General features: G+C 42.3%; 33 protein-coding genes. 27 read left to right on the forward strand and 6 right to left on the reverse strand.

The genetic code is table 11. The annotated features are described in order from the left end of the window. Nucleotides 1–61: 61 nt before the first annotated feature. Entirely contained in the window at nucleotides 62–2,146 is a 2,085-nt protein-coding gene (locus tag LCM09_RS09025) for a helix-turn-helix domain-containing protein (protein ID WP_224880795.1), read from the reverse strand. Between the two features lie 150 nt (nucleotides 2,147–2,296). On the opposite strand from LCM09_RS09025, the gene LCM09_RS09030 reads away from it, so the two are divergent. The 8 genes from LCM09_RS09030 to LCM09_RS09065 all read left to right on the forward strand — a co-directional run bounded on the left by LCM09_RS09030 (nucleotide 2,297) and on the right by LCM09_RS09065 (nucleotide 7,390). Beyond that, nucleotides 2,297–2,845 carry a hypothetical protein gene (locus LCM09_RS09030; RefSeq protein ID WP_224880797.1) on the forward strand — a complete coding sequence of 183 codons (549 nt, stop codon included), beginning with the start codon at nucleotides 2,297–2,299 and terminating at the stop codon, nucleotides 2,843–2,845. 37 nt (nucleotides 2,846–2,882) lie between these two features. Next, nucleotides 2,883–3,920 carry a beta-carotene 15,15'-monooxygenase gene (locus LCM09_RS09035; RefSeq protein WP_224880798.1) on the forward strand — a complete coding sequence of 346 codons (1,038 nt, stop codon included), beginning with the start codon at nucleotides 2,883–2,885 and terminating at the stop codon, nucleotides 3,918–3,920. A 40-nt stretch (nucleotides 3,921–3,960) separates the two neighbouring features. Next, complete coding sequence (locus LCM09_RS09040) at nucleotides 3,961–4,749, forward strand: phosphotransferase (RefSeq protein ID WP_224880800.1); 789 nt, start codon at nucleotides 3,961–3,963, stop codon at nucleotides 4,747–4,749. A 159-nt stretch (nucleotides 4,750–4,908) separates the two neighbouring features. After that, entirely contained in the window at nucleotides 4,909–5,454 is a 546-nt protein-coding gene (locus tag LCM09_RS09045; protein WP_224880802.1) for a GNAT family N-acetyltransferase, read from the forward strand. An 8-nt stretch (nucleotides 5,455–5,462) separates the two neighbouring features. Beyond that, nucleotides 5,463–6,080 carry a CPBP family intramembrane glutamic endopeptidase gene (locus LCM09_RS09050; RefSeq protein WP_224880804.1) on the forward strand — a complete coding sequence of 206 codons (618 nt, stop codon included), beginning with the start codon at nucleotides 5,463–5,465 and terminating at the stop codon, nucleotides 6,078–6,080. 40 nt (nucleotides 6,081–6,120) lie between these two features. Beyond that, a complete protein-coding gene (locus tag LCM09_RS09055; protein ID WP_224880805.1) occupies nucleotides 6,121–6,690 on the forward strand; it encodes a 2'-5' RNA ligase family protein in 570 nt (189 codons plus the stop codon). Beyond that, nucleotides 6,687–6,875, forward strand: coding sequence for a hypothetical protein (locus LCM09_RS09060; protein ID WP_224880807.1), 189 nt, complete (start codon nucleotides 6,687–6,689; stop codon nucleotides 6,873–6,875). Before LCM09_RS09055 ends, LCM09_RS09060 begins: the two co-directional genes overlap by 4 nt. Beyond that, nucleotides 6,872–7,390: a histidine phosphatase family protein gene (locus LCM09_RS09065; RefSeq protein ID WP_224880808.1), complete on the forward strand. Its 519-nt coding sequence runs from the start codon at nucleotides 6,872–6,874 to the stop codon at nucleotides 7,388–7,390. The genes LCM09_RS09060 and LCM09_RS09065 overlap by 4 nt, the downstream gene beginning before the upstream one ends. 251 nt (nucleotides 7,391–7,641) lie before the next feature. Here the strand turns inward: LCM09_RS09065 and LCM09_RS09070 are convergent, their stop codons facing one another. Beyond that, complete coding sequence (locus tag LCM09_RS09070; RefSeq protein WP_224880810.1) at nucleotides 7,642–9,453, reverse strand: LTA synthase family protein; 1,812 nt, start codon at nucleotides 9,451–9,453, stop codon at nucleotides 7,642–7,644. A gap of 230 nt (nucleotides 9,454–9,683) precedes the next feature. Between LCM09_RS09070 and LCM09_RS09075 the strand changes: the two genes are divergently transcribed. The 3 genes from LCM09_RS09075 to LCM09_RS09085 all read left to right on the forward strand — a co-directional run bounded on the left by LCM09_RS09075 (nucleotide 9,684) and on the right by LCM09_RS09085 (nucleotide 12,236). Continuing rightward, complete coding sequence (locus LCM09_RS09075; protein WP_224880812.1) at nucleotides 9,684–10,271, forward strand: YdeI/OmpD-associated family protein; 588 nt, start codon at nucleotides 9,684–9,686, stop codon at nucleotides 10,269–10,271. A gap of 117 nt (nucleotides 10,272–10,388) precedes the next feature. After that, nucleotides 10,389–11,951, forward strand: a complete 1,563-nt coding sequence (locus tag LCM09_RS09080; RefSeq protein ID WP_224880814.1) for a flotillin family protein — start codon at nucleotides 10,389–10,391, stop codon at nucleotides 11,949–11,951. Between the two features lie 132 nt (nucleotides 11,952–12,083). Continuing rightward, on the forward strand, nucleotides 12,084–12,236 hold the full coding sequence (locus LCM09_RS09085; protein WP_224880815.1) for a hypothetical protein: 153 nt from the start codon (nucleotides 12,084–12,086) through the stop codon (nucleotides 12,234–12,236). Between the two features lie 51 nt (nucleotides 12,237–12,287). On the opposite strand, the gene LCM09_RS09090 is transcribed toward LCM09_RS09085, so the two are convergent. After that, complete coding sequence (locus LCM09_RS09090) at nucleotides 12,288–12,500, reverse strand: hypothetical protein (RefSeq protein WP_224880817.1); 213 nt, start codon at nucleotides 12,498–12,500, stop codon at nucleotides 12,288–12,290. Between the two features lie 143 nt (nucleotides 12,501–12,643). Here LCM09_RS09090 and LCM09_RS09095 point away from each other — a divergent pair, with 143 nt between their 5' ends. From LCM09_RS09095 to LCM09_RS09130, 8 genes are all read left to right on the forward strand, one after another. Beyond that, complete coding sequence (locus LCM09_RS09095; protein WP_224880819.1) at nucleotides 12,644–12,865, forward strand: hypothetical protein; 222 nt, start codon at nucleotides 12,644–12,646, stop codon at nucleotides 12,863–12,865. A gap of 29 nt (nucleotides 12,866–12,894) precedes the next feature. Next, nucleotides 12,895–13,359, forward strand: a complete 465-nt coding sequence (locus LCM09_RS09100) for a GNAT family N-acetyltransferase (protein WP_224880820.1) — start codon at nucleotides 12,895–12,897, stop codon at nucleotides 13,357–13,359. Then, complete coding sequence (locus LCM09_RS09105; RefSeq protein ID WP_224880822.1) at nucleotides 13,349–14,209, forward strand: alpha/beta fold hydrolase; 861 nt, start codon at nucleotides 13,349–13,351, stop codon at nucleotides 14,207–14,209. The genes LCM09_RS09100 and LCM09_RS09105 overlap by 11 nt, the downstream gene beginning before the upstream one ends. Before the next feature lie 38 nt (nucleotides 14,210–14,247). Next, entirely contained in the window at nucleotides 14,248–14,439 is a 192-nt protein-coding gene (locus LCM09_RS09110; RefSeq protein WP_224880824.1) for a hypothetical protein, read from the forward strand. A 129-nt stretch (nucleotides 14,440–14,568) separates the two neighbouring features. Continuing rightward, nucleotides 14,569–14,751, forward strand: a complete 183-nt coding sequence (locus LCM09_RS09115) for a hypothetical protein (RefSeq protein ID WP_224880826.1) — start codon at nucleotides 14,569–14,571, stop codon at nucleotides 14,749–14,751. Continuing rightward, complete coding sequence (locus tag LCM09_RS09120) at nucleotides 14,739–15,038, forward strand: hypothetical protein (RefSeq protein WP_224880828.1); 300 nt, start codon at nucleotides 14,739–14,741, stop codon at nucleotides 15,036–15,038. The genes LCM09_RS09115 and LCM09_RS09120 overlap by 13 nt, the downstream gene beginning before the upstream one ends. A 14-nt stretch (nucleotides 15,039–15,052) precedes the next feature. Beyond that, nucleotides 15,053–15,592, forward strand: a complete 540-nt coding sequence (locus LCM09_RS09125) for a DUF4489 domain-containing protein (protein ID WP_224880830.1) — start codon at nucleotides 15,053–15,055, stop codon at nucleotides 15,590–15,592. Beyond that, the gene (locus LCM09_RS09130; RefSeq protein ID WP_224880832.1) at nucleotides 15,589–16,059 is read left to right on the forward strand and encodes a DUF4489 domain-containing protein; all 471 of its coding nucleotides are present in this window, start codon (nucleotides 15,589–15,591) and stop codon (nucleotides 16,057–16,059) included. Before LCM09_RS09125 ends, LCM09_RS09130 begins: the two co-directional genes overlap by 4 nt. Before the next feature lie 115 nt (nucleotides 16,060–16,174). Here LCM09_RS09130 and yjcZ read toward each other — a convergent pair whose 3' ends face one another. Further along, nucleotides 16,175–16,231, reverse strand: coding sequence for a sporulation protein YjcZ (yjcZ, locus tag LCM09_RS09135; protein ID WP_318246520.1), 57 nt, complete (start codon nucleotides 16,229–16,231; stop codon nucleotides 16,175–16,177). 222 nt (nucleotides 16,232–16,453) lie between these two features. Then, nucleotides 16,454–16,717, reverse strand: a complete 264-nt coding sequence (locus LCM09_RS09140; protein WP_224880833.1) for a hypothetical protein — start codon at nucleotides 16,715–16,717, stop codon at nucleotides 16,454–16,456. 160 nt (nucleotides 16,718–16,877) lie between these two features. Between LCM09_RS09140 and LCM09_RS20905 the strand changes: the two genes are divergently transcribed. Both LCM09_RS20905 and LCM09_RS09150 read left to right on the forward strand, forming a co-directional pair. After that, entirely contained in the window at nucleotides 16,878–17,066 is a 189-nt protein-coding gene (locus LCM09_RS20905; protein WP_318246504.1) for a YjcZ family sporulation protein, read from the forward strand. A 215-nt stretch (nucleotides 17,067–17,281) separates the two neighbouring features. Next, nucleotides 17,282–17,566, forward strand: coding sequence for an RNA polymerase sigma factor (locus LCM09_RS09150; RefSeq protein ID WP_224880835.1), 285 nt, complete (start codon nucleotides 17,282–17,284; stop codon nucleotides 17,564–17,566). 13 nt (nucleotides 17,567–17,579) lie between these two features. Here the strand turns inward: LCM09_RS09150 and LCM09_RS09155 are convergent, their stop codons facing one another. Next, nucleotides 17,580–18,047: an Lrp/AsnC family transcriptional regulator gene (locus LCM09_RS09155; protein WP_224880837.1), complete on the reverse strand. Its 468-nt coding sequence runs from the start codon at nucleotides 18,045–18,047 to the stop codon at nucleotides 17,580–17,582. Between the two features lie 210 nt (nucleotides 18,048–18,257). Between LCM09_RS09155 and LCM09_RS09160 the strand changes: the two genes are divergently transcribed. The 6 genes from LCM09_RS09160 (at nucleotide 18,258) to LCM09_RS09185 (ending at nucleotide 22,425) form a co-directional block, all read left to right on the forward strand. Then, on the forward strand, nucleotides 18,258–19,868 hold the full coding sequence (locus tag LCM09_RS09160) for a gamma-glutamyltransferase family protein (protein WP_224880839.1): 1,611 nt from the start codon (nucleotides 18,258–18,260) through the stop codon (nucleotides 19,866–19,868). A 29-nt stretch (nucleotides 19,869–19,897) separates the two neighbouring features. Then, on the forward strand, nucleotides 19,898–20,470 hold the full coding sequence (locus LCM09_RS09165; protein WP_224880841.1) for a chromate transporter: 573 nt from the start codon (nucleotides 19,898–19,900) through the stop codon (nucleotides 20,468–20,470). Continuing rightward, the gene (locus LCM09_RS09170) at nucleotides 20,467–20,997 is read left to right on the forward strand and encodes a chromate transporter (RefSeq protein WP_224880843.1); all 531 of its coding nucleotides are present in this window, start codon (nucleotides 20,467–20,469) and stop codon (nucleotides 20,995–20,997) included. Before LCM09_RS09165 ends, LCM09_RS09170 begins: the two co-directional genes overlap by 4 nt. A gap of 229 nt (nucleotides 20,998–21,226) precedes the next feature. Next, nucleotides 21,227–21,640, forward strand: coding sequence for a carboxymuconolactone decarboxylase family protein (locus LCM09_RS09175; RefSeq protein WP_224880845.1), 414 nt, complete (start codon nucleotides 21,227–21,229; stop codon nucleotides 21,638–21,640). A 58-nt stretch (nucleotides 21,641–21,698) separates the two neighbouring features. Continuing rightward, the gene (locus tag LCM09_RS09180) at nucleotides 21,699–21,947 is read left to right on the forward strand and encodes a hypothetical protein (RefSeq protein WP_224880847.1); all 249 of its coding nucleotides are present in this window, start codon (nucleotides 21,699–21,701) and stop codon (nucleotides 21,945–21,947) included. Continuing rightward, nucleotides 21,910–22,425, forward strand: a complete 516-nt coding sequence (locus LCM09_RS09185; RefSeq protein WP_224880849.1) for a hypothetical protein — start codon at nucleotides 21,910–21,912, stop codon at nucleotides 22,423–22,425. Before LCM09_RS09180 ends, LCM09_RS09185 begins: the two co-directional genes overlap by 38 nt. The last annotated feature ends 26 nt before the right edge of the window (nucleotides 22,426–22,451 follow it).

A 22,451-nucleotide genomic window follows, 5' to 3' on the forward strand; every position in this document is an offset into this window, starting at 1 on the left:
GTTTTTATTGTGTGATTACACAAAGATTTACTAGTTTTACTGAATTTTAAACAAACAGTAGTTATGAGTGAAAAAGCCATTCTTCTTTTGTTCCTAATAAATTCATAATGTTCCAGGCCATTCGTAGATGGAAAATGACTTCTGCATCACGAATATCAGCTGACAAAATGTCGCCGAGGCGCTTTAACCGGTAGTTGAGCGTATTACTATGAAGATGGAGTTGCTCCGCGACTTCTTTTAAATGTTGATGATTGTATAAATAGTGCTCGAGTGTTTCGAGGAGCTCCCGTTTGTTTTGTTTTGAGTAGTCCATCAGTGGGTGTACCTGATCAACGACAAACTGATAAAGTTCTTCCTCTGAACTATTCATCATCATCTTCGCAACCCCGACCTCTCTGTACGTCATACGCTGTGCAGGGCGTTTGTGACGGTTGAAGATTTCGATACAGTACCAGACATCTTTATAGGAAGTTCTAATTTCTTCTATAGGTGTTAATCTTCCGACGGCATAGGAAAATGTTCGGTCACTGAAATGTTTTCTCACATACAAGTCCAACTGTTCAATAAAATGGTGCATCTGGTTTCGGACTGATTCCTCATTTGCTTCCGTTGGAAATCCAATGATGCCACGAAGGCCGTTGTTCCGTTTGAAAATAATATTGCTGTTATAGTAATGCCCGATAAATTTCTCGACAAGGTGGTGGAGGCTCTTCGTATCTTTCACACTCAATTCGTTATAGTGTGAAGCTTGATCGATATGTAGTCCGAAAAACAAGTAGTTCTCTCGATCACTGAGGCCGAGAAGTTTCGCTTGATCGATGAGGACAGAGATGTCTACTTTTCCTTGAATGTCTTCGAGAAACTCACCTTGGATTCGCTGCTTTGTCTCATAAACCGCTTCTTGCTTCAATACTTCGATAGAAATGATGTTTTGTGCTTCTTCAATCAGCATCTTTTCAAGGTGGTCGAGTGGCAAGGTTCTGTTAGATATCGCTAAAAAACCTCTAGGCTCCCTTCTCGTGATGATTGGGATGACCACGATGTCATAGTCTTCTAGTAAAACTGGGCGCATTAAGTCAGGCGTCAGAATATCGAGAAATGGTGGGATTGACGCATCGAAGGGGACGTCTTCTTTTTCAGAAGATGAAACAAGCTGTCTGAATTCATCGTACATAAAAAGAGATGTATTCAATTGATCGCTCAAAAAGGCAATGACCGGATCCATCCCCTGTTGTTCGATCGCGATCTTCATCAATTCATTATGATTATGCTGCGTTTGTTCAAGCGTTTGGTTTTTTAGCTGAATATCATGGTTCAGCTTCATCAGCTTATCTGCCTGATTTTCAAGTTCAGTAAAAAGGTACCCGCGGTGAACGGCAAAAGCAGCCTGGTTACAGATCGCTTTTAATAAATCGAGGTCTTCATCTGTGAAATGCCCCGTAAGGCGAAAAGAATTGATACTGACAACTCCGATACAGTCGTTTTGGATCATTAGAGGACAGCACATCGCACTTTGAGATTTCATTCGTTCGCCATCTTTGATTGGTGTGGATTCCTCAAAATGAGTCCAGTTCTCCTCGGACATGGATTTCATTCCTTTGTAAACCTCATCTGTGTGATGGAAGATTTGAGGGCGCTTCGATTGAAACGTGAATCCTGTTAACGATTCGCCTGGTTTGAAGCGGATATGCTGCAGGTGCTCCCATTTGAACCCCCGTGTCACACGCGGAATTAATGTGTCTTCTTTTGCATCATAAATATACAAACTGCATGAATCAGACAGGGGTAGAACTTCCATCGCCATGTCCATGATTCTTCTAAGAATCTCATCCAGTCGTTGATAGAGAGCTAGGGTGCGTGAGAGGTTCAGCAAAAGGTCTTTTCCTTTTTGGTCGATTCCCACCTTTGTTGCCATAAGCTGACTTTGTTTCTCGATGAATTCTGTGAGCGTTGGAGAAGATTTCTCAGCTTTTACCTCGATAATGAAACGATCATGATGGACAGTTGTCGTTTCTGTAACATCAGCTTCTTCATATACTTTATTAAATACGTTTGTTTGATTATAGAAAATGTTGATCTCACTTATTTGTAAAGCGATTGCTTTCGCGTATTGGATAATTGAGTCTGCGAGTAAAGGATATACCATTCTTCTCTGATTCCTCCGTTACTAGTTTTACCTTAATCTTATCATGTCGAAATTTCCCGAAGTTTAACAGAAATGAAATTTTTTCTAAGTCGTATTGAGCAAACCACTTCGTTTTGAAATAATTGGATATACGTACTGAGAGGAGTGTTCATGATCAAACGACTATTTATAGTTATTATCATAATTGTCTTAGCAGGGTGTTCGAACAAAGTAACGTTCGAAGCATTCTTTCAAGCTGAGATGGAAGAAAACAGATCACATTATAATGAAGATTACTCTTATTCTCTTGTCCATCAAGAACTAGACGTTGTTCATGAAAACGATGCGATCGCCATTTTTACAGAACATAACCTTCAAGGTGAACAAATCTTCATCGCTTATTTCGAGAAAGTAGAAAACAGGTGGCGGTGGAAGCAGACTAGAGGTGCCGAATGGAACGACCCGATCCAATGGTCGGCGATGACGAAAGCGCCATATATATATTCCGGAGCTACGACAGATGACTCGATTTCTAAGGTAACTGTTAACGAACATCCTGCTACGTTCATCGAAGTTGAAGATGACAAAAGATTCTGGTATGCGATTAGTAAGGTGGAAGATGCCGTTGTTGAAGTTGAGAGAGACGGAAAGGTAGAAGTGATGGAAGAATTAGATGAAGAGATACTAGAGGAATGGGGGACAAAAAAGGAGAATAAATAGGATAGAAAGGTAAATATGGAAATAATGAGGTGATGATGTGTTAGCCTGGCGTTTCGATAAGAAATACTATGTGTTGATGCTGCTGTTGTTTTTCGTGCTTAGTGCAAACTTTCTTGTCTACAGGTTACCGCTATCTCAGCCAGTGGTTACGAAAGAAGCACAGCTGCTCGTCATTGCGTCGATCGTTGACTTGGTTATCGTTGCACCTATTTTCATATTCGCGCTTGTGGGAGGATTTTCACTTAAGTGGCTGATTGTATTAACCATGGGTGGATTCCTTCTAGTTAGATGGTTTATTCCAGATTTATATTTAGAGTCATTGTTCACCATTTCGCACATCGATCTTGCGGTGGGAGCGGTCTTTTTTGCATTAGAAATCGGTGTGATCATCGCATTGATCCGCTATATCCCCTCCATCGTTCGAGGCGTTCGACAAAGTGAGGATTCATTCTTATTTTCTTTACCGACTAGCCTAGAAAAGAACGTTGGTACAAGCATCATCTATCGGGTTCTTGTTTCTGAACTGCTCAGGTTTTATTATGCTTTCTTTTCTTGGAAAAAGAATACGGGTGATTCGGGTTACTCCTTACATAAAAATTCAAGCCTTGTGATGATTCATATCATGACGATTCATGCGATCGCGATCGAAACGATCGGGCTACATTGGTGGTTACACGAGCAGTCCACCATTATTTCGATCATCTTACTTATCCTAAATGTCTACTCGATTACTTTCATTGTTGGTGAAATTCAGGCGATTCGATTGAATCCAGCGAAGATAACGGAGAATGACCTGTACTTATCTCTTGGATTAACGAAACGGATGATCATTCCTTTATATGAAATAGAGTCTATAACCGTTGACCGTGCGTCATTAGATAAACCGATCGATAAGAAAACAATGATTGCTTTTGTTGCGAAAGATTTTGAAGAGGTTAATCCTGACCTTATTTTAGAATTGAAAAAACCATGCAGAGTAGCTCACGCTTTTGGAATCGAAAAGGCGTACACGAGGGTCGCTTTACGTGTGGATCAGAATCATGAGTTTCTAGACGCGCTGAGGGAGCGGTTGTAGAATTTCTGGATTGTGAATACAAAAGAATGGAGGGGAGATCATGTCAAACCGCGCAGAAGAAGAGTATTTAGCAGGTGGGAACGTATCAAACGTGTATCGTTCTGGTGAAACGGTGAGACGAGACCTTAAGGAAGGTAGCGAGAGGGTTCATGCGCTACTCGATCACCTGGAGCGCAAGGGATATCTTCATTCCCCTAGGTTTCTATGTATCGATGAGAAAGGAAGAGAGGTCTTAACCTTTATTAAAGGGGAGGCAGGTAACTATCCTTTGAAGGAGTATATGCTTTCAGACGAATCGCTGTTTGAGATTGCGAGAATGCTGCGGTCCTATCATGATGCCGTGAGTGATTTTTCCTATGATGACTGGCCTCCATTAGACAATACACCGGCTAATCATGAGGTGATCTGTCACAATGATTTTGCCGTCTATAACATCATATATCATGACAAAGAACCCGTTGGGATTATTGATTTCGATGTGGCAGCACCTGGTCCAAGAATCTGGGATATCGCTTATACCCTTTATACGTGTGTACCGCTCAGTCGCCACACGTTTACTGAATCGGGAGTTAAGATTGAGTATGATCCAGAGAAAGATGCTTCTTCTATCAAGGAACGGGTCAAAATGTTCTTTGAAGCTTACGGGGAAAGGTTTGAAGAAGATTGGGTGCAGGTTGTGATGGACCGGCTTGAAGGAATCTGTCAAACGATCACGAGAAAAGCTGCGGAAGGAGACATGGCTTTTCAGAAAATGGTTGAAGAAGGACATGTTTCTCATTACAAGAAAGACATTGCCTTCGTTCGGAAGCATGGAGATGCGTGGAGGTAAAATATTTACAGTTCTTGCTAGGAATGTTAGAATTTTTTAAAACTTAATGATAAGCACGGTAATAAGCTGGGGGAGTACAGCATTATCTCGTCCCAAAGACCACGAGTCTTGGCTGGGGCGAGTTTTTTTGTTGAAAGAGAAAAGAAGGAGAGAGAGAACATGAAGCCATTGGATGCAGAACGAATTGTTTTAAGAACATTTAAGAAAGAAGATGCAGCACGTATTCAGGAATTAGCGAATAACAAAGAAGTGGCGAGCATTATCGGTTTGCCTCATCCCTATGAACTAGCACATGCCAAAGAGTGGATCGACATTCAGCCTGGGTTGATTCAGGAAGGTACCGAGTATCCACTCGCTGTTTATTCAAAGGATTACGAAGATATAATCGGCACGATTTGTATCCGAGTCGATAAGAAGAACAATCAAGGTGAACTTGGGTATTGGATGGGAAGGCCGTACTGGGGAAACGGCTTCGCTACTGAAGCTGTTAAGCGTATGATCGATTTTGGGTTTACTGATCTAGGACTAAATAAGGTTTGGGCGGCAGCGATTACTCGAAACGAAGGATCGATGAAGGTGCTTAAGAAGGTTGGAATGAAGCAAGAAGGGATTTTGAGAGAGAATCGATACGTGTCAGGAACATATGAAGATGCTGCCGTGTATGGCGTGCTGAAGAGAGAGTATCTTCCGGAGCGTAAGGAATAGCGTCGAGCATGTCGTTACAGAAGAAGCTACAGTATGTGCTGTTCGTCCTGCTCTACGTTGTGGTCGATGGGATTGTCGTCAATGCATTCAGTATCGATTCGACGCTTTATGTTTATCGTGAGTACATCTATATCGTCGAATTCTTAGGAATCGCTGTTCTATTACTCGTTCTCCCTGAAGTGAGAGCCCATCTATACAGCTTAGTAAAACCTACGATTCTAAAAGAAACCTCTACATACGTTTGGTTTCTCGTGTCTTTACTCTTCCTATTTATCTTCAGGGAGATCTTATTTTCTATAGAGTTTCTATATGATGCACAGTTTCTAGTAAACTATCAGCTCAGTAACAACACAGAGTCTTTCATTTATTTATTCGGTGCCATCTTACTCGTACCGATCTATGAAGAATTCATCTATCGAGGGTTGATTCAGCATTGGTTAACGAAGAAAATTGGCGTGATTGCCGGCATTGTCCTATCTTCGATTCTATTTGGATGGATTCACGGTGATTATCCACAGTTTGGATTTGTGATGGGACTATCGTTCGGACTCATCTATCATTACAAAAAATCGTTAGTTGCCGCGATCGGCTTACATATAGTATGGAATGTTATTGCTAGTTTGTAGGTTAAGGTAGAGTGATCGAATTGGAAGGAGTGCATCACGTGTGAAAAAAGACTATTTTATCGGCATCGTGCCACCAGAGGATTATTTAAGTAGGATTGAAGAATTTCAAAGTAAGTGGATTGAACGATCAGGCGTTGAGCCTCACGTAACCTTGAAGGCGCAAGGTGGCTTAAGCGCTAATCGTGAATGGATCGAGAAAGTGGAAGATGTGTGTGCAAACGTTAGACCTTTCCAAGTGACGCTGGATCATCCTGCTTATTTTGGTGAGAGCGTCTTATATCTACAGGTTCAATCAGAAGAATTGGTTGAGCTCCATCATAGGTTAGTTGAAGTGATTTCTCCTTCAAACGATTTGATCAAACAGTATTTTGAAGGTGAAGAGTTTATCCCTCATTTAACGTTAGGGAAAGAAGAATATGGTGGTGGCATCTCAAAGGGTGTTTCTAAGCAGGACCTTAAGGAGATGGAGCAGCAGGCTGAAGGGAACTTGACGCCTTATCCATCGTTTGAGGTGGATTTTATTCGTATCTACGAATTGAATGTAAGTGAACGGAAGTACGAGAAATTGCAAGATCTAGCATTGGGTAAGGATCGGAGTGTGAATGCATGAGTACATGTGTGAAATGTGAAACCACTATGGTAGAAGCGAAGCTGGATAGTTCTCCAATTCGAGTATACAGTGCAGCAGTGAAGCCGACGAAAGAAACGATGAGCACGATAGACCCTTGTTTTGTATGCCCAGAGTGCGGGTTTATCGAGTTATATGCTGCAACTCCTGGGAGGTTCGTCGAATGATTTATGTGATTCGGCACGGGCAAACCGATCATAACAAGGAAAGAAGAATGCAAGGTAGAAATGGCTTGCCGCTAAATGAGGTAGGAATCCAGCAGGCAGAGCAAGCAAAGCACAAGCTTCAGCATATTGAATTTGACCTCGTGTTTTCTTCACCACAGGAACGAGCTGTCCAAACAGCTGAAATCGCGACTGGAAAGAAAGCCGTTATCGATGATCGGTTAGATGTGTTTGACCTAGGTGAAGCAGATCGATACGTCTCAAACGAAGTGAAATTGGCGAATGGGATTCCTGATCCTACTATTTATAAGGGAGTAGAGGACCCTTATCACTACATAAAACGAGTGTTTGATTTTATGAGAGATCTTGAAGCTGAGTATGGGAATAAGAGGGTTCTCATTTCTGGACATCGATGTACGACTGGCGGAATCGGTGCGTATTTTGAAGGAATTCCTGAAGATGAGAACATTTTAAGATACTCTTCTGATAATGGGGATTATAAGGTTTATGAATTCTAAAACCAACGTACTGAATATTGTAGGAAGCATCATTTGCTTAGTACTGTTTGGTTTAAGCAGGGCATTCGTAAGCGATTTACCTATCCTAACTATTACGGGGATTTTAGGGTTAAGTGGTATTTAACTACTTTGTTTATCGCTTGGTTTCAATGCGGATGAGTGCTAACGACAAGTGACCAATAAGAGAGGTAACATAAACATATTTAGATAAACGAAAACCGCTATGACTCCTCATAGCGGTTTTCGTTTATTCATTCTTCTAGAGCATTATTCTCAATGATCGCGTCAGAGAGACGAAGTTGCTCTGCGGACTTTTCGATTAGCTTCTTACACTTATTATGCGAAATCTTTTTCTCTGACGACACAGAATAACACGTTCCTTCTCCAGAAGCCTCTGTTAAGTTTGCTTTGTAATACAAGTCTTTGTAACGGAACGAGCCATCACGGAAAACGGTCAGGTTTTCTTTATCGTCAAGTAACGAGTTCCCCAACATGAACGTGGGCTCGATTTCAAGCAGATCAAGAATCGTTGGAGCAATATCGATCTGCCCGCCGTTCCCTTCCATTACTTTTCCGCCATCAGAATTAGGTGTTTTGATAAACAGTGGAACTTGGCGGTCGAGTTCGAATACATCGACGGTCGTTTTCACATCTGCTTCTTCTGCCATCTCATCCCCGGGCTTTGTGAGCCCGCTGTCGTGATCACCGTAGAAGATCACGAGTGAATCGTTCCACATGTTTTTCTTCTTTAGTTCATCGATCATCACTCCGACTGCTTTATCGACGAAGTGAACCGTTTGGTAATACTTCTTCAATTGAACATCATCATATCCTTCAAGGTTTAAGTCTCGCTTGTCCTTCGGGATGTCATAAGGCGTATGACTTGAGAGTGCGACCATAAAGGCAAAGTATGGCTCTTTCAGTTCTTCCATCTTTTCAATTGAAGAGGTGAAGAAGCGCTGGTCGTTCAAAGCCATGCCTACCTTTTCTCCATCAGGATAATCGCTTTCGCTATAAAAATGATCGAAACCGACGTTGGCGTACACATCATCGCGATTCCAGAACCCTTCTTTAAAAGCATGCATCGCTGCTGTTTCATACCCATATTTTTTTAACAGGTCAGGTAGCGCTTTGTATTCGTTCGTAGGAAAGCGCGTATAGACAGAACCTGATTTCAACGGATAAAGCGATGTTGTCGTCGTGAATTCGGAATCTGATGTTCGTCCTTCATGGGTTTGGTGATAGAACGATGGAAAGTAGAGCGATTCTTTCTTTAACTCGTTAAGATTTGGCGTTAAGACCTGGTCGTTCACGATCTGATCGATCACAGAGTCTTGAAACGATTCGAGCTGCACGAGGATAATATTCGGCTTCTTTGTTACCGATTCCGGGTCTGTTTTTTTGTTCAATGATTTCTTGATCTGCGATTCAACCTCATTCGACACATTCGGTTTGTCGTCTACTTGTCGCTTTAGTTCAGTGACCACATCGAGCCCATGATATCCCCAGAAACCTAGCTGGTAATACTCGCGCATGTTTGAGATCGATTCATCCATAAGCCACTTTTCTTTATCAACGTAACTCGTAACGAGCGGTATGGCCATGATGATAATCGCTGTTGAATACGCGATTCCGGTGATCAGTCGCTTTCTCTTCTTCTCAAGTGTCTTCGTTCTATTTCGTAAAAAAAATAGAAGTAGGCCAAATAAGATCAGGTCACCGAAAATGAAAAAGTCTTTCACCATGATTAGCTCCATGAAGGCTCCGCCAACGTCACTCATTTGAAGCATCTGTGAAATCAGCGCAACGGATAAGAGATCATCGAAATACCGGTAGTACCATAGGTCGGATAGGATAAGCGTACTATGTAAAAAGAGAAGGATACCGAGGATCCAGCGTCTTTTCTTAGCTTTTAGTAATAGCGTCCATCCGGAGAGGATGACCATACCAGCGAGGTTCACGAGGACGAAGTCTACTTGAAACGCTGTGCTTGTATAGAGACTGAATAGAAATAATTTTAGAATGGATAGCAAGAGATAAAACCAGTAATCGAGCGTTTCCATACGTACACCTCCTGAACATTGGCTTCATATTAATAAGTTATTTCCTAAAATCCCTTTTTTAGTTAGTGGAGAAACATTTGGATGTGCCGAAGCTAATTTTTTCTAAGAATAGTGTTTTTATAGAAGGAGAAGATGAAGTGATGATTAATAGTACTAGTGAGACCGAAGAGATGACATGAGGAATATAAAAAAGAACGATGTGAATTGAAAATAAGAAGGGAGTGTTTGGAGTGACAACGAGTAAACGAAATCGTAAAGTCGATGGCTTCCTTAAAAAAACGAAGCGGTGGAAAAAGGAATTTGAGAAGTTAAGAGAAATCGTTCTGGACTGTGAACTGACTGAAGATATGAAATGGAAGCATCCGTGTTACATGTATAACGATAAAAATGTCGTGTTGATTCATGGCTTTAATGAGTATTGCGCGCTTCTTTTTCATAAGGGTGCGCTGATGAAGGATCCGAACGGAATCCTCGTTCAGCAAACGGAGAATGTACAAGCTGCCCGTCAGATTCGTTTTACGAATGCGCAGGAAATCGATGAAATGGAACCCATTTTGAAGGACTATATTCGTGAAGCGATCGAAGTTGAAAAAGCTGGTTTGGAAGTTGAAATGAAGAAGGATATTGAGATTCCTGAAGAACTTCAGGATAAATTCGATGAAGATCCAGCATTGAAAGCGGCCTTTGAACAACTGACTCCTGGACGAAAACGAGCGTATGGGCTTTATTTTTCTAAAGCGAAACAATCGAAAACACGCGTATCCAGAATTGAGAAATACGTGCCACACATAATGGACGGAAAGGGATTGAATGATTGACCCCTTTTCCTTTTTTCTGGGTAATTCGGTAAATCCTGAAACATTTCTTGTTCTCGTTCGTAGAAAAGGTAGAGCAATTACATAGATTGCAAACCAAGAAAGGATGATGAACGGGACATGATGGAATTTATCGGACTAATCATTGCAGCGATCATACTATTTTTCTTATTGATCGCTGGTGGAATTGGCTTTTTTATTTTCAAAAAGCGGTACAAGACGGCAAGCTCCAATCAAGCGCTAATTATCACGGGGCCGAAACTTGGGGATGCAGAGCAGGATAATCGAATATTTGTAGATGACAACGGTAGAAGTATGAAGATCGTTCGTGGTGGGGGTATTCGCCTTAAGATGTTCCAAACGAGTACGCCGATCGACCTTACTTCGTTCCAACTAGAGATTGCATCTCCAAAAGCTTACACATCTGAAGGTGTACCGATCAAAGCGACAAGTGTTGCGGAAATCAGTATCGGTAGTAAGCTCGAGATCGTTGCGAACTACGCGGAGAAATTTCTCGGTAAGGAACAGAAGGAGAAAGAGCGTGAGTTGAAGGAAGTCCTTGAAGGTCACCTTCGTGCGATTATTTCATCCCTTACAGTCGATGAAATCTACAAAGATTTCAATTCCGTGAACAAGAAAGTAAAAAACATTGCTGAAGAAGATCTGAAGAATCTAGGTTTTGAAATCACGTCGTTTGCACTAAAAGAACTAAAAGATGATGACGAAGAGAACGGTTATCTTGAGGCGCTTGGACGTCCAAGAATCGCTGAAGCTCGAAAAGATGCTGATATCGCTGAGGCGAATGCAAGACGTGAAACCCGTATGCACAAAGCGAAAACAGATCAGGAAGCAGAAGAAGACGAGATCAGACGCCAGATCGATATTTCGCAATCTCAGAAAGATAAAGATGTGAAAGAAGCGGAATACAAAGCGGAAGTTGAGCGTGGACGCGCGCGTTCTGAACAGTCTTACAACCTCGAACAAGCAACGCTAAATCAGAAGGTAAAAGAAGAAGAAATGCAGGTTCAATACATCGAACGTCAGCGTCAGGTTGAACTTGAGCTCGAAGAACAGAAACGTAGAAAAGCTCTTGCAGATGCGGACGCATACGACATCCGTTCTCGTGCTGAAGCGGAAGCAGAGAAAGATCGGATCGATGGTGAGACAAAAGCCGAAATCGAGAAGCAAAAAGGACTCGCGGAAGCGGAAGTTATTCGTGAACGTGGTAAAGCGGAAGCAGAAGCGAAAGAACTTATGGCACAGGCTATGGAGAAATATGGTGAAGCAGCTGTTATCGAAATGGTTGTGGACATGTTACCGAAGTATGCTCATGAAGTTTCTCAGCCACTATCCCAGATTTCAGACATGAAGGTAATCGATATGGGAGGCGGAAGCAGCAACGGCTCTGCCAAAATCACGGATAACGTGACGAAAACAATGACAGGGCTTCAAGCAAGCTTGAAAGAATCAACGGGTATGGACTTGAAAGCGATGCTTGAAAGCTTCGTATCGAGAGGGAACTATAACAATTTCTCTTCAGACGGTAAGAAAGCTGATGAAGAGGAGTCCGTAACGGATAAGGTTGAAGATACTGATGAGAAGGATCATTCAGAACAACATCAGTATGAGAGTGAAGTAGCTTCAGCTTATGAAGAAGAATTGGAGAAAGATCAGAAAGAATAGGATGACGTTTCTTTGGTAAGCGTCCATCGGATGAAACGTAGGGTGCGCCGGATTGAGAAGATTCGGCGCATTCCTTTTATTTGAAATGGGGGAGGGAAGATCATCAGGAAACACGTATGTGTTGGACTAGTGATGATAAGTGCGGTCATGATGAATCGATATGGAACGATGATAGACCTCTATCATGTTTTACTATCCTGTTCGATGCTTTTTTATATTTATCAAGAAGATGAAGCGATCGCTTCGTATGAAACTAGTAGCAATAGCAACCATATAAATAGATAAGAACCCGAATAGTAGGACGCTACTATTCGGGTTTTTGTATGTAAAGAGAGCCTACTTATGAAAACGTTCCTCTTCTCCACTACGAATCTTCCTCATCATCTTCACATAATAAACGAGTTTAAACACTACGACTGATGTAGCTAGAATGATTAATCCGATCGAAAGGGCATCTGAAGATCGATCGATTCTACTCATGACAAAGATATAGAGTAAGAGTGTACCAATTACATCTAGTGTTAACGTGGTAATTCTCGATTTAAACACGTGTTGTCCTCCTCACGTTTTCTATATTAGTAGGAATATACGGTTCATAATGATAAAGGTTTCGCTTCACCTCTCTACAAGTTTAGCTGTTTGTATTGCGGTCATTGGAATAGTTTGGAATAATTGAGGTGGAAGAAGTTCGAATGCTAGGAGTGACAACGATCGAAAAGACTACCGAGGAACAAATTTTAGAAGAATTGAAAAGCATCAATAGAAGGTTAAAAGCGATGGAAGATGAAAGTGATGACCGTCCATCTTCTGTTGTTTTTGGTATGGTAAAGTCATTTTTTACGGGGGTTTTTATTGTAGGAGTAATAGCGGTAGTATTCGGACTCCTTCAAGTATTGGGTAGCTGGATTCTTTAGCGCCTACTTATTCTTAAGGGGGATTATGAATGGGTTATGCATTTAACGTAATGACACAAGAGCAAGCTGAACATATCGCCCTCAGCTGGCATTATGATGGTGACTATTCTTTTTATGATATGGAAGCTGATGAAGAAGATCTTGAAGAGTTCCTAGATCCGAAAACGCGTGGTGAATCAACGTTTGCTGTGACGAACAACGATGAATTGATCGGATTCTTCAGTGCGAACGAGATTTCTCCTGACACGATCGATATCGGCTTAGGAATGAGGCCAGACCTTACTGGAAACGGCTATGGAAAAGAATTTGTTCAGGCTTGTATGGCACATGTCCGGGCCACCTATCGACCTGAAGAGATCACATTAGCTGTTGCAACCTTCAATCAGCGAGCGATCGCATTGTATCGTAAGGTTGGTTTTCAAGATGTTGAAACGTATATGCAGGACACGAATGGCAGTACGTTTGAGTTTTTGAAGATGCGTTATGAGTGTTGAGGCGGCAGAAGGGAAATGGATTGAGGTCAATGGAAGGTCATTGTATGTTTACATCATTGGAGAGGGTGACCCGATCATCTTTCTCCACGGCGGACCAGGCGGGTGTCATGAATACTTTTTGCCTAATATGACACCATTAGCCGATTATTATCAGCTAGTATTTTACGATCAAAGCGGATGTGGGAGCTCTCCAAGTAAAGGCATTGAGTCATATTCAATACAAGATGAAGTTCGGAATTTAGAAGGATTACGAAAAGCGTTAGGACTTGATAAAATTCATCTGTTTGGCGAGTCGTGGGGAAGTATCCTCGCTTTGTATTATAGTGCTTCCTATCCTTCCGCCATCAACAAGTTGATTCTCACGGCAGCGATCGGATTAACAGCCGAGGACTATAAGCGGTTCAAGGATACACTTTTAAAAAGGCTAGGAGTCTATAAAAAGATGACGCTCGGTTGGTATTCTCTCTTAGCAATGATAGGGAATGATACAACAAGGAAGGTAACAAACCTTCTCGATCCTTATTATGTTCACTCTGTACAATCATTGAGAAAGAAGAAAGAGTTTCAGTACAATAAGGTAGCGATGCAGCAAATCGGGTCTGAACTTGAACGAAGTTACGATTTATTTCCTTTGCTACATGCGATTGAAGACGTGCCGATGTTAATTGCGCAAGGATGTGCCGATGTATTGTCACCTGAATCGATTCGTACTCACATGATGCCCCATTTATGTAATGCTGTGCTTGTAGAAGTGAAGGAAAGTGGGCATTGGACAGTTTTGGAACAGCCTGAGAGGGTGATCGAACATACGATAGATTTTTTGGAGAATAAGAGATTCAAAGTAAATTAGTGAAACGGCTAGCTAAATGAATGGGGAGGATCAGATCGATGACGATAGGTAAGGATCGTAACTATACCATTTTCTTCTTAATGCTTGCCCCTGCATTCATTGCAGGAGGTATGGCGATGAATGAGTATGTTCCATATTCATCAGCGATCGGCTGGCTTTTAGCAGTTGTCTGTCAGATCATTGCGATCGTTTTTGTTGTAAGAAATAATCGAATGAAGCATATGGATTAGAGCTTACCCCATCACTTTGGGAAGCTCTTTTTTCATTTTGTTAAACTTCTTTCCATCATTCAGTCGTAAATGCAATGTCTATCCGCATAGGCTGATAATAATAGAGTTTCGATGAAGGGTGGGATAGGTTTGAAACGTGGACTACCTTTGTTAACATGCGGAATAACGTTCGCTCCTGATTTGCCTGACCAACATGATCGAAGTGAGCCACCTATCATCCTTGGAAAAGTTACGGTCGATACGAGATCGATTCAAGACCCATGTGTGCTGACGAAGTACTCAGAGTTCATTCAGTTACGTTGCTTGGATTAAATCCGAAACTTCGCATTTGTTATAGACTCGTTCGAACCGCTGATGATGCACAGATTTTACAAGAGTGGGAGTTCTTATATGATTCTACTGCGAGAGTCGGGTTTGGAGATTTGAATACGATTCAACCGACGGTTCTTAACGTGTGTGATTGCTTGAAGAAAGGGTTCAGAGGCAAGCTCACGTATGAACTTCAAATCGTTGAAATTGAAACGAATGGGGTTCAACAATTCGGTCTTCGGAATCAGGTGTTTACTGCTACTGCGATAACGGGAGAATCTGAGCACTAATAGGAGGGAAGACAATGGTGAACAAGCGTCCGTCACGCGTCAAAACATATAAACCTGTTCAAACGATCACATCGTCAGAAGGTAGCCCACACGTGGATCCTTTCTTGAAATGCGGTGCTGTGTTTAACCCGGTATTGCCTTTGAAACTGCGTCCTAAGGACCGACCCATTCCTTTAACGAGCGTAACAGTAAAAGTGAAAGGAACATTACCCACCAATGTCCTTATCAACTATTCTTGCTTTATCACATCGGTATTAAAAGAGGGAGGCTCATTCAACAACCTTGCTTTTCGGTTAGTGAGAGAGTGCTCATCGATGAAAGTAACGTTAAGGGAGTACCCTTTTCAAAGACAGCTACTATCTCCAACAACGACAAAAGAGCCGCTTGTTTATAACTTCTGTGATGAGAATCCACCACCAAGGCGAACATGCACATATACGCTTTTTCTTGTAAAAGTAAACGTATCAGATTCCTCTTCCTATGACATAACTCAAAAAAGTATGACGGCGCTCGTATTTCCTGCCCCGGTCAAAAGGGAGGATAGAAGGATATGAAAGGCTCTCCGTTTCCAACATTATCGTGCGGTGAGATCCTAAGGAGGAAGCTTCCTGATGAGTTATCGAGAAAGAATCCTCCGATAACACTTGGCAAAGTCTCGATTAATCCACGTACTGTTTTTTCTCCATGCGTTCTTTTCAACTATTCGTTGAACATCACGTTTGTGACAGAAAGCGTGGAACCTATCATAAGCCTTGTGTTTCAACTCGCCAAAACATCGAAAAGAACGAAGAAGACAGTCATTCTTGAAGAATGGAATTTCAAAGGCGCTGAAATTATTCCCACAGATGTCCAGAACATGAAAACGATTGAACCGATCGATTTTAACGTTTGCGACTGTGATGAATTCTCTGGTCCTGTGCTGTACCGAATGCAGCTTGCTGAAATCATCACGAACAATGCTAGTTTTTCGATCGACGACGAAGAAATTTCAGCGATTGTAGTGAGTGGGAAAGACCAGTGATTGGGGGTTAGGAGTGATTTCCGCGAAACCGATCTTCTCGCTAGGCTATGTAGATCCCTCTTCCTATAAGATAGGAGGCACCTTAAACGCTTAAGGTGCCTTGATTATATGGGTTTTACCATTTTACACATGAAACGCCAACGATGATCAACAGTACAAACAATACGACGATCAACGCGAAGTTGTTATTGTATCCAGACATACCTATCCCTCCTGGTATTCGATATGAGAGGATGTTGGATGACCTCTCTTACTAATAGATTATGTAGAAGTTTAAAAGATGTGAAGACAAGCATAAAACTAGTTCTATTAGTGGATGCACATAAATAAACCTCTCGGATGTTGGGATCCGGGAGGTGAGAGTACTCTATGAGTGTGAAGCCCTAAACTAGACTTACCAAAAAAATGGACCGTAGCTAAAAGCAGCGATCGATGCGAACGCTACTGCGATAAGCGCCGCACCAAAGAAAAAGTAGCTTCCGTATCCTGGGCCGCTTTGTCCGCCGTCCATTGGACGAAGATAGACGTGGTTGTTGTCGCAATGATCAACGTAGCCACGATGAACTTTTCCATCATGACAGCGTATCTCTACGCATCTTCCAACGTTATTACTGAATTGATCGTGATAAGACATGATTTCACCCCTTCTATGATTCATAGTGTTCGTACTAGCTTATGTATGAATTCGATGTTTCGCATGGACGAGTAGCCGATTTTCATTTATAAAAATAAAAATATTCCTCTGAGTGCGTAGTGCCCGAACAATCCCAACACCCATTTCATACGCTGTAAAGAAATGAAAAGGGGGGAACAAGTAGATGAGTGAAAATTGTGATGTTCAAGGAGCACGACACGGCGGTGGAAAAGGCTTTGCTTTAATCGTTGTGTTGTTTATCCTTCTAATCATCGTAGGTGCAGCAGCACTTGGCGGTGCATACGGAGGATGTAATAATGTAGCTCCTGCATATGGAAAAGGCTGCGGATATGGTGGCGGATACGGCTACTAATCAGTAAGTCTGATCAACTGGACCTTAGAAGGAAAAGAGGGTTCATACAGGAGGGGAGTGCTAATCAGCACTCTCTTTTTGTTATGTTCATAAACGATCTGGTTTCTGTTAAACCCGGTTTTTTTGAAATGAATGTTCTGAATTCAAGATTCTTTAGTTTGAGTTTTCCGAATTGGGGAATTTCCTAAGTATTAGGTACTTAGGAGGAGAATACAATGAGGACTGATCAAGATTTGATCGCTGGCATCATGAACAAAGAAAGGGACGCTTTAACGCTCCTCTATGATACCTATTGCACACACCTGTATAGAATCGGTATAAACAACGGTTTTGATGAGGTTATGATAGAAGCTACCATCACAGAGCTGTATCGTGCTGTTTGGAAATCGCCGCATATCCTCTTGAATAACAAGAACCTGTCTTACACCATGACGCATGTTTACATAGAAATCTGTAGAAAAAGAATAAATGAAAAGAAGAGAGGCGTTGTTACCGTCTAAGTTAGTACTTCCCCTATAACTTCAACCCGCTCCTACTTTTAAACCTTCTTAACAGGATGTGAGATTCTACTCTCGTAATTCCTTCTAGTGCGTATAATTCATTGTTAACGAAAGACTCTAGTTCAATAAAATCTTCGACGAGCACGTGCATGTGGAGTGTGCTCGGACCAGTCATCTGATAGCAGCTCGCGACATATGGGTTGTTTGCAAGGTTTTCAGCTACGTCCACAAGCGCCCTCGGTTCACAGTCTACTTCGAAAAAAGCAGAGACACCTTTCCCCATTTTTTCACTGTTCACGACACATGAAAATTTCTCGATCACGCCACATTCCATCAACTGGTTTACGCGTGACCGGACTGAGACGCGGGAGAGGTCTAATTCTTTTCCGATGTCAGCGTAAGACATTCGTCCATCTTTAACTAACAATTCAATGATTTGTTTATCGATGGTATCGACCTTGCACTTATAATCATCTTTCATCGTTCCACATCCTAACTAGTAGTGTTTTAAAGGAAATCTTTTCAATAAAAGGATTCAATTTTCAAAACATTTACTCTATAATCGTACATAACCGTTTGTTAATTAAAATAACATAATCGATTAACAAAAAGTATAGATTTATGAATGTACATAACAAAAGTTAAATGATTAAGAGAAGTGCGTACTGAAGACAAAAGGAGTTTATTTAAGATGACAACCGATTATCTCTATCATCCTTATCCGTCGAAGCGTATGACGACCGTTGCGAACAAAGGCATGGTCGCAACGTCACAACCACTTGCGGCGCAAGCTGGTCTTGATATTTTGAAAAGAGGAGGCAATGCGATCGATGCCGCGATCGCAACGGCTGCAACGCTCACCGTCGTTGAACCAACATCGAATGGGATTGGTGGTGACGCTTTTGCGCTCGTTTGGACGAAAGGGAAGCTGCATGGACTGAACGGGAGCGGACCATCCCCTGAATCTATTTCGATCGATTCAGTAAGGAACAGAGGCTATGATGAAATCCCGAAATTCGGATGGGTGCCTGTCACCGTCCCAGGAGCTCCCGGAACTTGGGCAGAATTATCACGTGAATTCGGAAAGCTTTCGCTTAAGGAGACGCTTGAACCTGCGGTGCACTATGCTGAAGAAGGCTTTCCATTGTCACCTGTATTAGCGAAGTTCTGGAAGCTAGCATTCGATCAGTTTCGTGAAGAGTTAACAGGCAAAGAGTTTGAACACTGGTTTGAAACGTTTGCCCCGGACGGTAGACCACCTGAAGTTGGAGAAGTATGGAGGTCGAAAGGTCACGCTGAGACGCTGCGAGAAATCGGTGAAACGAATGCGGCTTCTTTTTATAAAGGAGAACTAGCGGATAAAATCGCAGCCTTCTCAAATGATTATAACGGGTATCTCACTAAGGAAGATCTCGCTTCATATAAACCTGAATGGGTTGAGCCGATTTCTGTGAACTATAAAGGATACGATGTGTGGGAAATTCCTCCGAACGGCCAAGGGTTGATCGCACTATCTGCACTGAATGTGTTGAATGGATTCGAATTGGGTCACAAGGATTCAGTCGAGACGTACCACAAGCAGATTGAGGCGCTCAAGCTTGGGTTTGCGGATGGGCAGAAGTATATTACAGACCGAGATCACATGTCCGTATCTGTCGAATCGTTGTTGTCTAAGGAGTATGGTGATGAACGCCGAAAGCTTATTAAGGATGATGCAATAATGCCAGAACCGGGCGAGCCTCCAAAAGGAGGGACGGTTTACTTATCAACTGCCGATTCAGAAGGAAACATGGTTTCCTTTATTCAAAGTAACTATATGGGCTTCGGTTCAGGGCTAGTGGTACCAGGAACAGGGATAGCGCTCCAAAATCGAGGGCATAATTTCTCGATGGATAGAGAGCACGATAATGCGTTAAGCGGTAGAAAACGAACCTACCACACGATCATTCCAGGATTTCTAACGAAAGACGGAAACGCGGTAGGACCGTTTGGAGTGATGGGTGGTTTCATGCAACCGCAAGGGCATGTTCAGGTCGTTTCGAATTTGATTGATTTTCACTTGAACCCTCAAGCGGCACTCGATGCACCAAGGTGGCAGTGGGTAGAAGGGAAAAGGGTATGGGTCGAGTCCACGTTTCCGTCATACCTTGCAGAAGCACTTAGAAGAAAAGGCCATCAGGTTGACGTCCAGCTAGAAAACGGCGCGTTTGGAAGAGGTCAAATTATCTGGCGCGACCACCAATCTGGTACGTTATACGGAGGAACCGAATCGCGAACAGATGGGTCGATCGCCGCGTATTAAAGTGAGAAGCATTGGAAAGGTGGTACATCATGAAGCATTGGCATCTCTTCCTCGCCTTTTTTAGGGTGGGTATGCTTGGATATGGAGGAGGACCATCTTCCATCCCTCTCGTGCATAAGGAAGTGGTAGATAAATATAAATGGCTTAGCGATGATGAGTTTGCTGATATCCTCGCGCTCGGAAATTCGCTGCCAGGACCAATTGCGACAAAGATGGCTGGGTACATTGGGCACAGAGTCGCAGGAATCCTAGGAATGATGAATGCCGTTCTAGCAACAATCGTCCCGACGATAACGATCATGATCGTGCTCTTAACGTTTCTGTCTAGTTTCCGTGACGAAGCCTGGGTACAGGGGATGACGCAGGCGGTGGTGCCGGTTGTTGGTGTGATGCTTGCCGTATTAACGTACGATTTCTTTCGAAAAGCACAAGGAAAGTTAGGATGGACCGTTACGATCGTGATGACGATTGCGTCGTTTGTAGTGATTGAGATGGCTGGTGTTCATCCTGGAATCGTAATCGGTGCTTTACTGTTATTCGCTCTCTTAAAGCCTACACCGAAAAAGGGCGAGGGAGATGACGTAAGAGGGGGGCAATCATGATCTATTGGGATATTTTCGTCGCCTTTTTCATACCTGGAGTTCTTGGCTACGGCGGAGGACCAGCGTCAATTCCACTCGTTGAGAATGAAGTGGTTGGGCGGTTCGGCTGGATGAATGTGAACGAATTCAGTGAGATGCTTGCAATGGCGAATGCCTTACCAGGTCCGATCGCAACAAAGATGGCTGGTTATATCGGGTTCCAGCAAGGTGGCATCCTTGGGGCATTCATAGGCGTCTTTGCGACCGTAGCCCCGTCACTCATCTTAATGATCGTACTCTTGAGCATTCTGTATAAGTTCAAAGACTCACCGAAAGTAAAGCTGATGACAGCACTTATCAGGCCTACGATCGCCATCTTGCTAGGTGTGATGGCGTTTCAGTTCTTTGCAAGCTCATACGAAGGAGCGGGATGGCTGCAAACCATTTTCCTCATCGCAGTTAGCTTCGTATTGATGGAGCGAATGAACGTTCACCCTGCCTTTGTGATCGTAGGATCGCTTGTATATGGAGCAGTGTTTCTTGGGTGACAGGCACAGCAGGTGCCAGGCACCACCCGGTTTAGCTCGATTGGTGTCGAATAAAATACTTTTAACATGCCCAGTGAAATGACACAGGGCATGTTGTTGTTGTTATGAGAAGAACATTGAAAGACTACTAGAAAGATTGTTATTCGAATTTAGATATCTTCTCTTCACTCAATGTGATTTCTTATTGTGGTAAAATGTGTAAAGAATGCTTTTCTAAGAGGAGATAACCATGACGATTATTAATAAATCTAACGTAGGTGCCACACCATTTCAAAAACTGTTAGGTCATAACCCTGATGTAATGAAGGCTTGGTCATCATTAGGAGATGTAATAGAAGGTGATGGTCACCTAACTTCAACGTTAAAAGAGCAAGTAAGAAGAACGCTCGCTCAAGGTAATGGCTGCGAATATTGTAAAGCGAAGGGTAAACCTGACTCCTCGATATTTGATGAGAAAACATCCGTTGCTGCTGGGTTTGCAGAGGTGTTTGTAAAACAAAGAGGAGAAGTTGCCACCTCGATCATTGAAGTGTTAAAGCAATCGTTTACGGAAGAAGAGATTAGTGAGTTAGTTGCTTTTATTTGTTTTACTACGGCTCAACAGCATTTTGGAGCGATAATGAAACTAGAACCTGAATCTTAAGAAACCTAGAAAAATAGTTAACAGTTACTAGGAGAATAGCTAGAACTGGAGGTCCGTTATGAAGAAATATTACCTTGCCGTCACGTATGATGTTTGCGAACATAATGATTTATTCCAAGATATGAACGAGTATCCTATTCGTTCTTCAGTGGATATGGAAGCTGAAGTAAGAGAGTTTGCAAAACTAGATGTTGCTCCATTGGTGAGGGTGTATGTGTCAGATACGCATGACTTTAAGAACGTAACGTTACATAAGGATTTTACTTTTCATGAGTACGAGTGTGGTTGTGACTCTCGTTCAATCTAGCAATATAGGAAGAAATGTGAGGCGAATGATGAGTGAAGAAATGTTAACGAAAATAAGACGTGTTCTTCTATATATCGCTTTTCTAATAATTGCAACTTCAATAGCGTATGTCATCGCATACCCGCTCGGATATTCACCGCTCGGATATGACGTGATTGACACAAATGGTGATACGGTCGTTCTACAATCCTTTAATATCTTAGGGGTAGAGGATGAAAAGGTCACCTACCAGCCAGAAGAAGATGAGGAGTGGAGAGCAGGACTTCTAACAGATCTTGTTGGGTATCTACAACAAGAATACTTCTTCTTCTTTACTACCTTACTAGTAGGGATGTTCTGGGGAGTGCTCGATTTTATTAGAAAAAAATCATGGGTCAGAGTGGTACTTCAATTTGGCCTCCTTTTCATAGTCCCAGCAGTGTCATTGAATAAACATTTGAATGATATAAAAGAGATCCTGCAGAATTATTCTATTTAATAAGAAGTTAATATATGGGAGGTCTA

The organism is Guptibacillus algicola, assembly GCF_020171805.1.
Taxonomy (GTDB): domain Bacteria; phylum Bacillota; class Bacilli; order Bacillales; family Guptibacillaceae; genus Guptibacillus; species Guptibacillus algicola.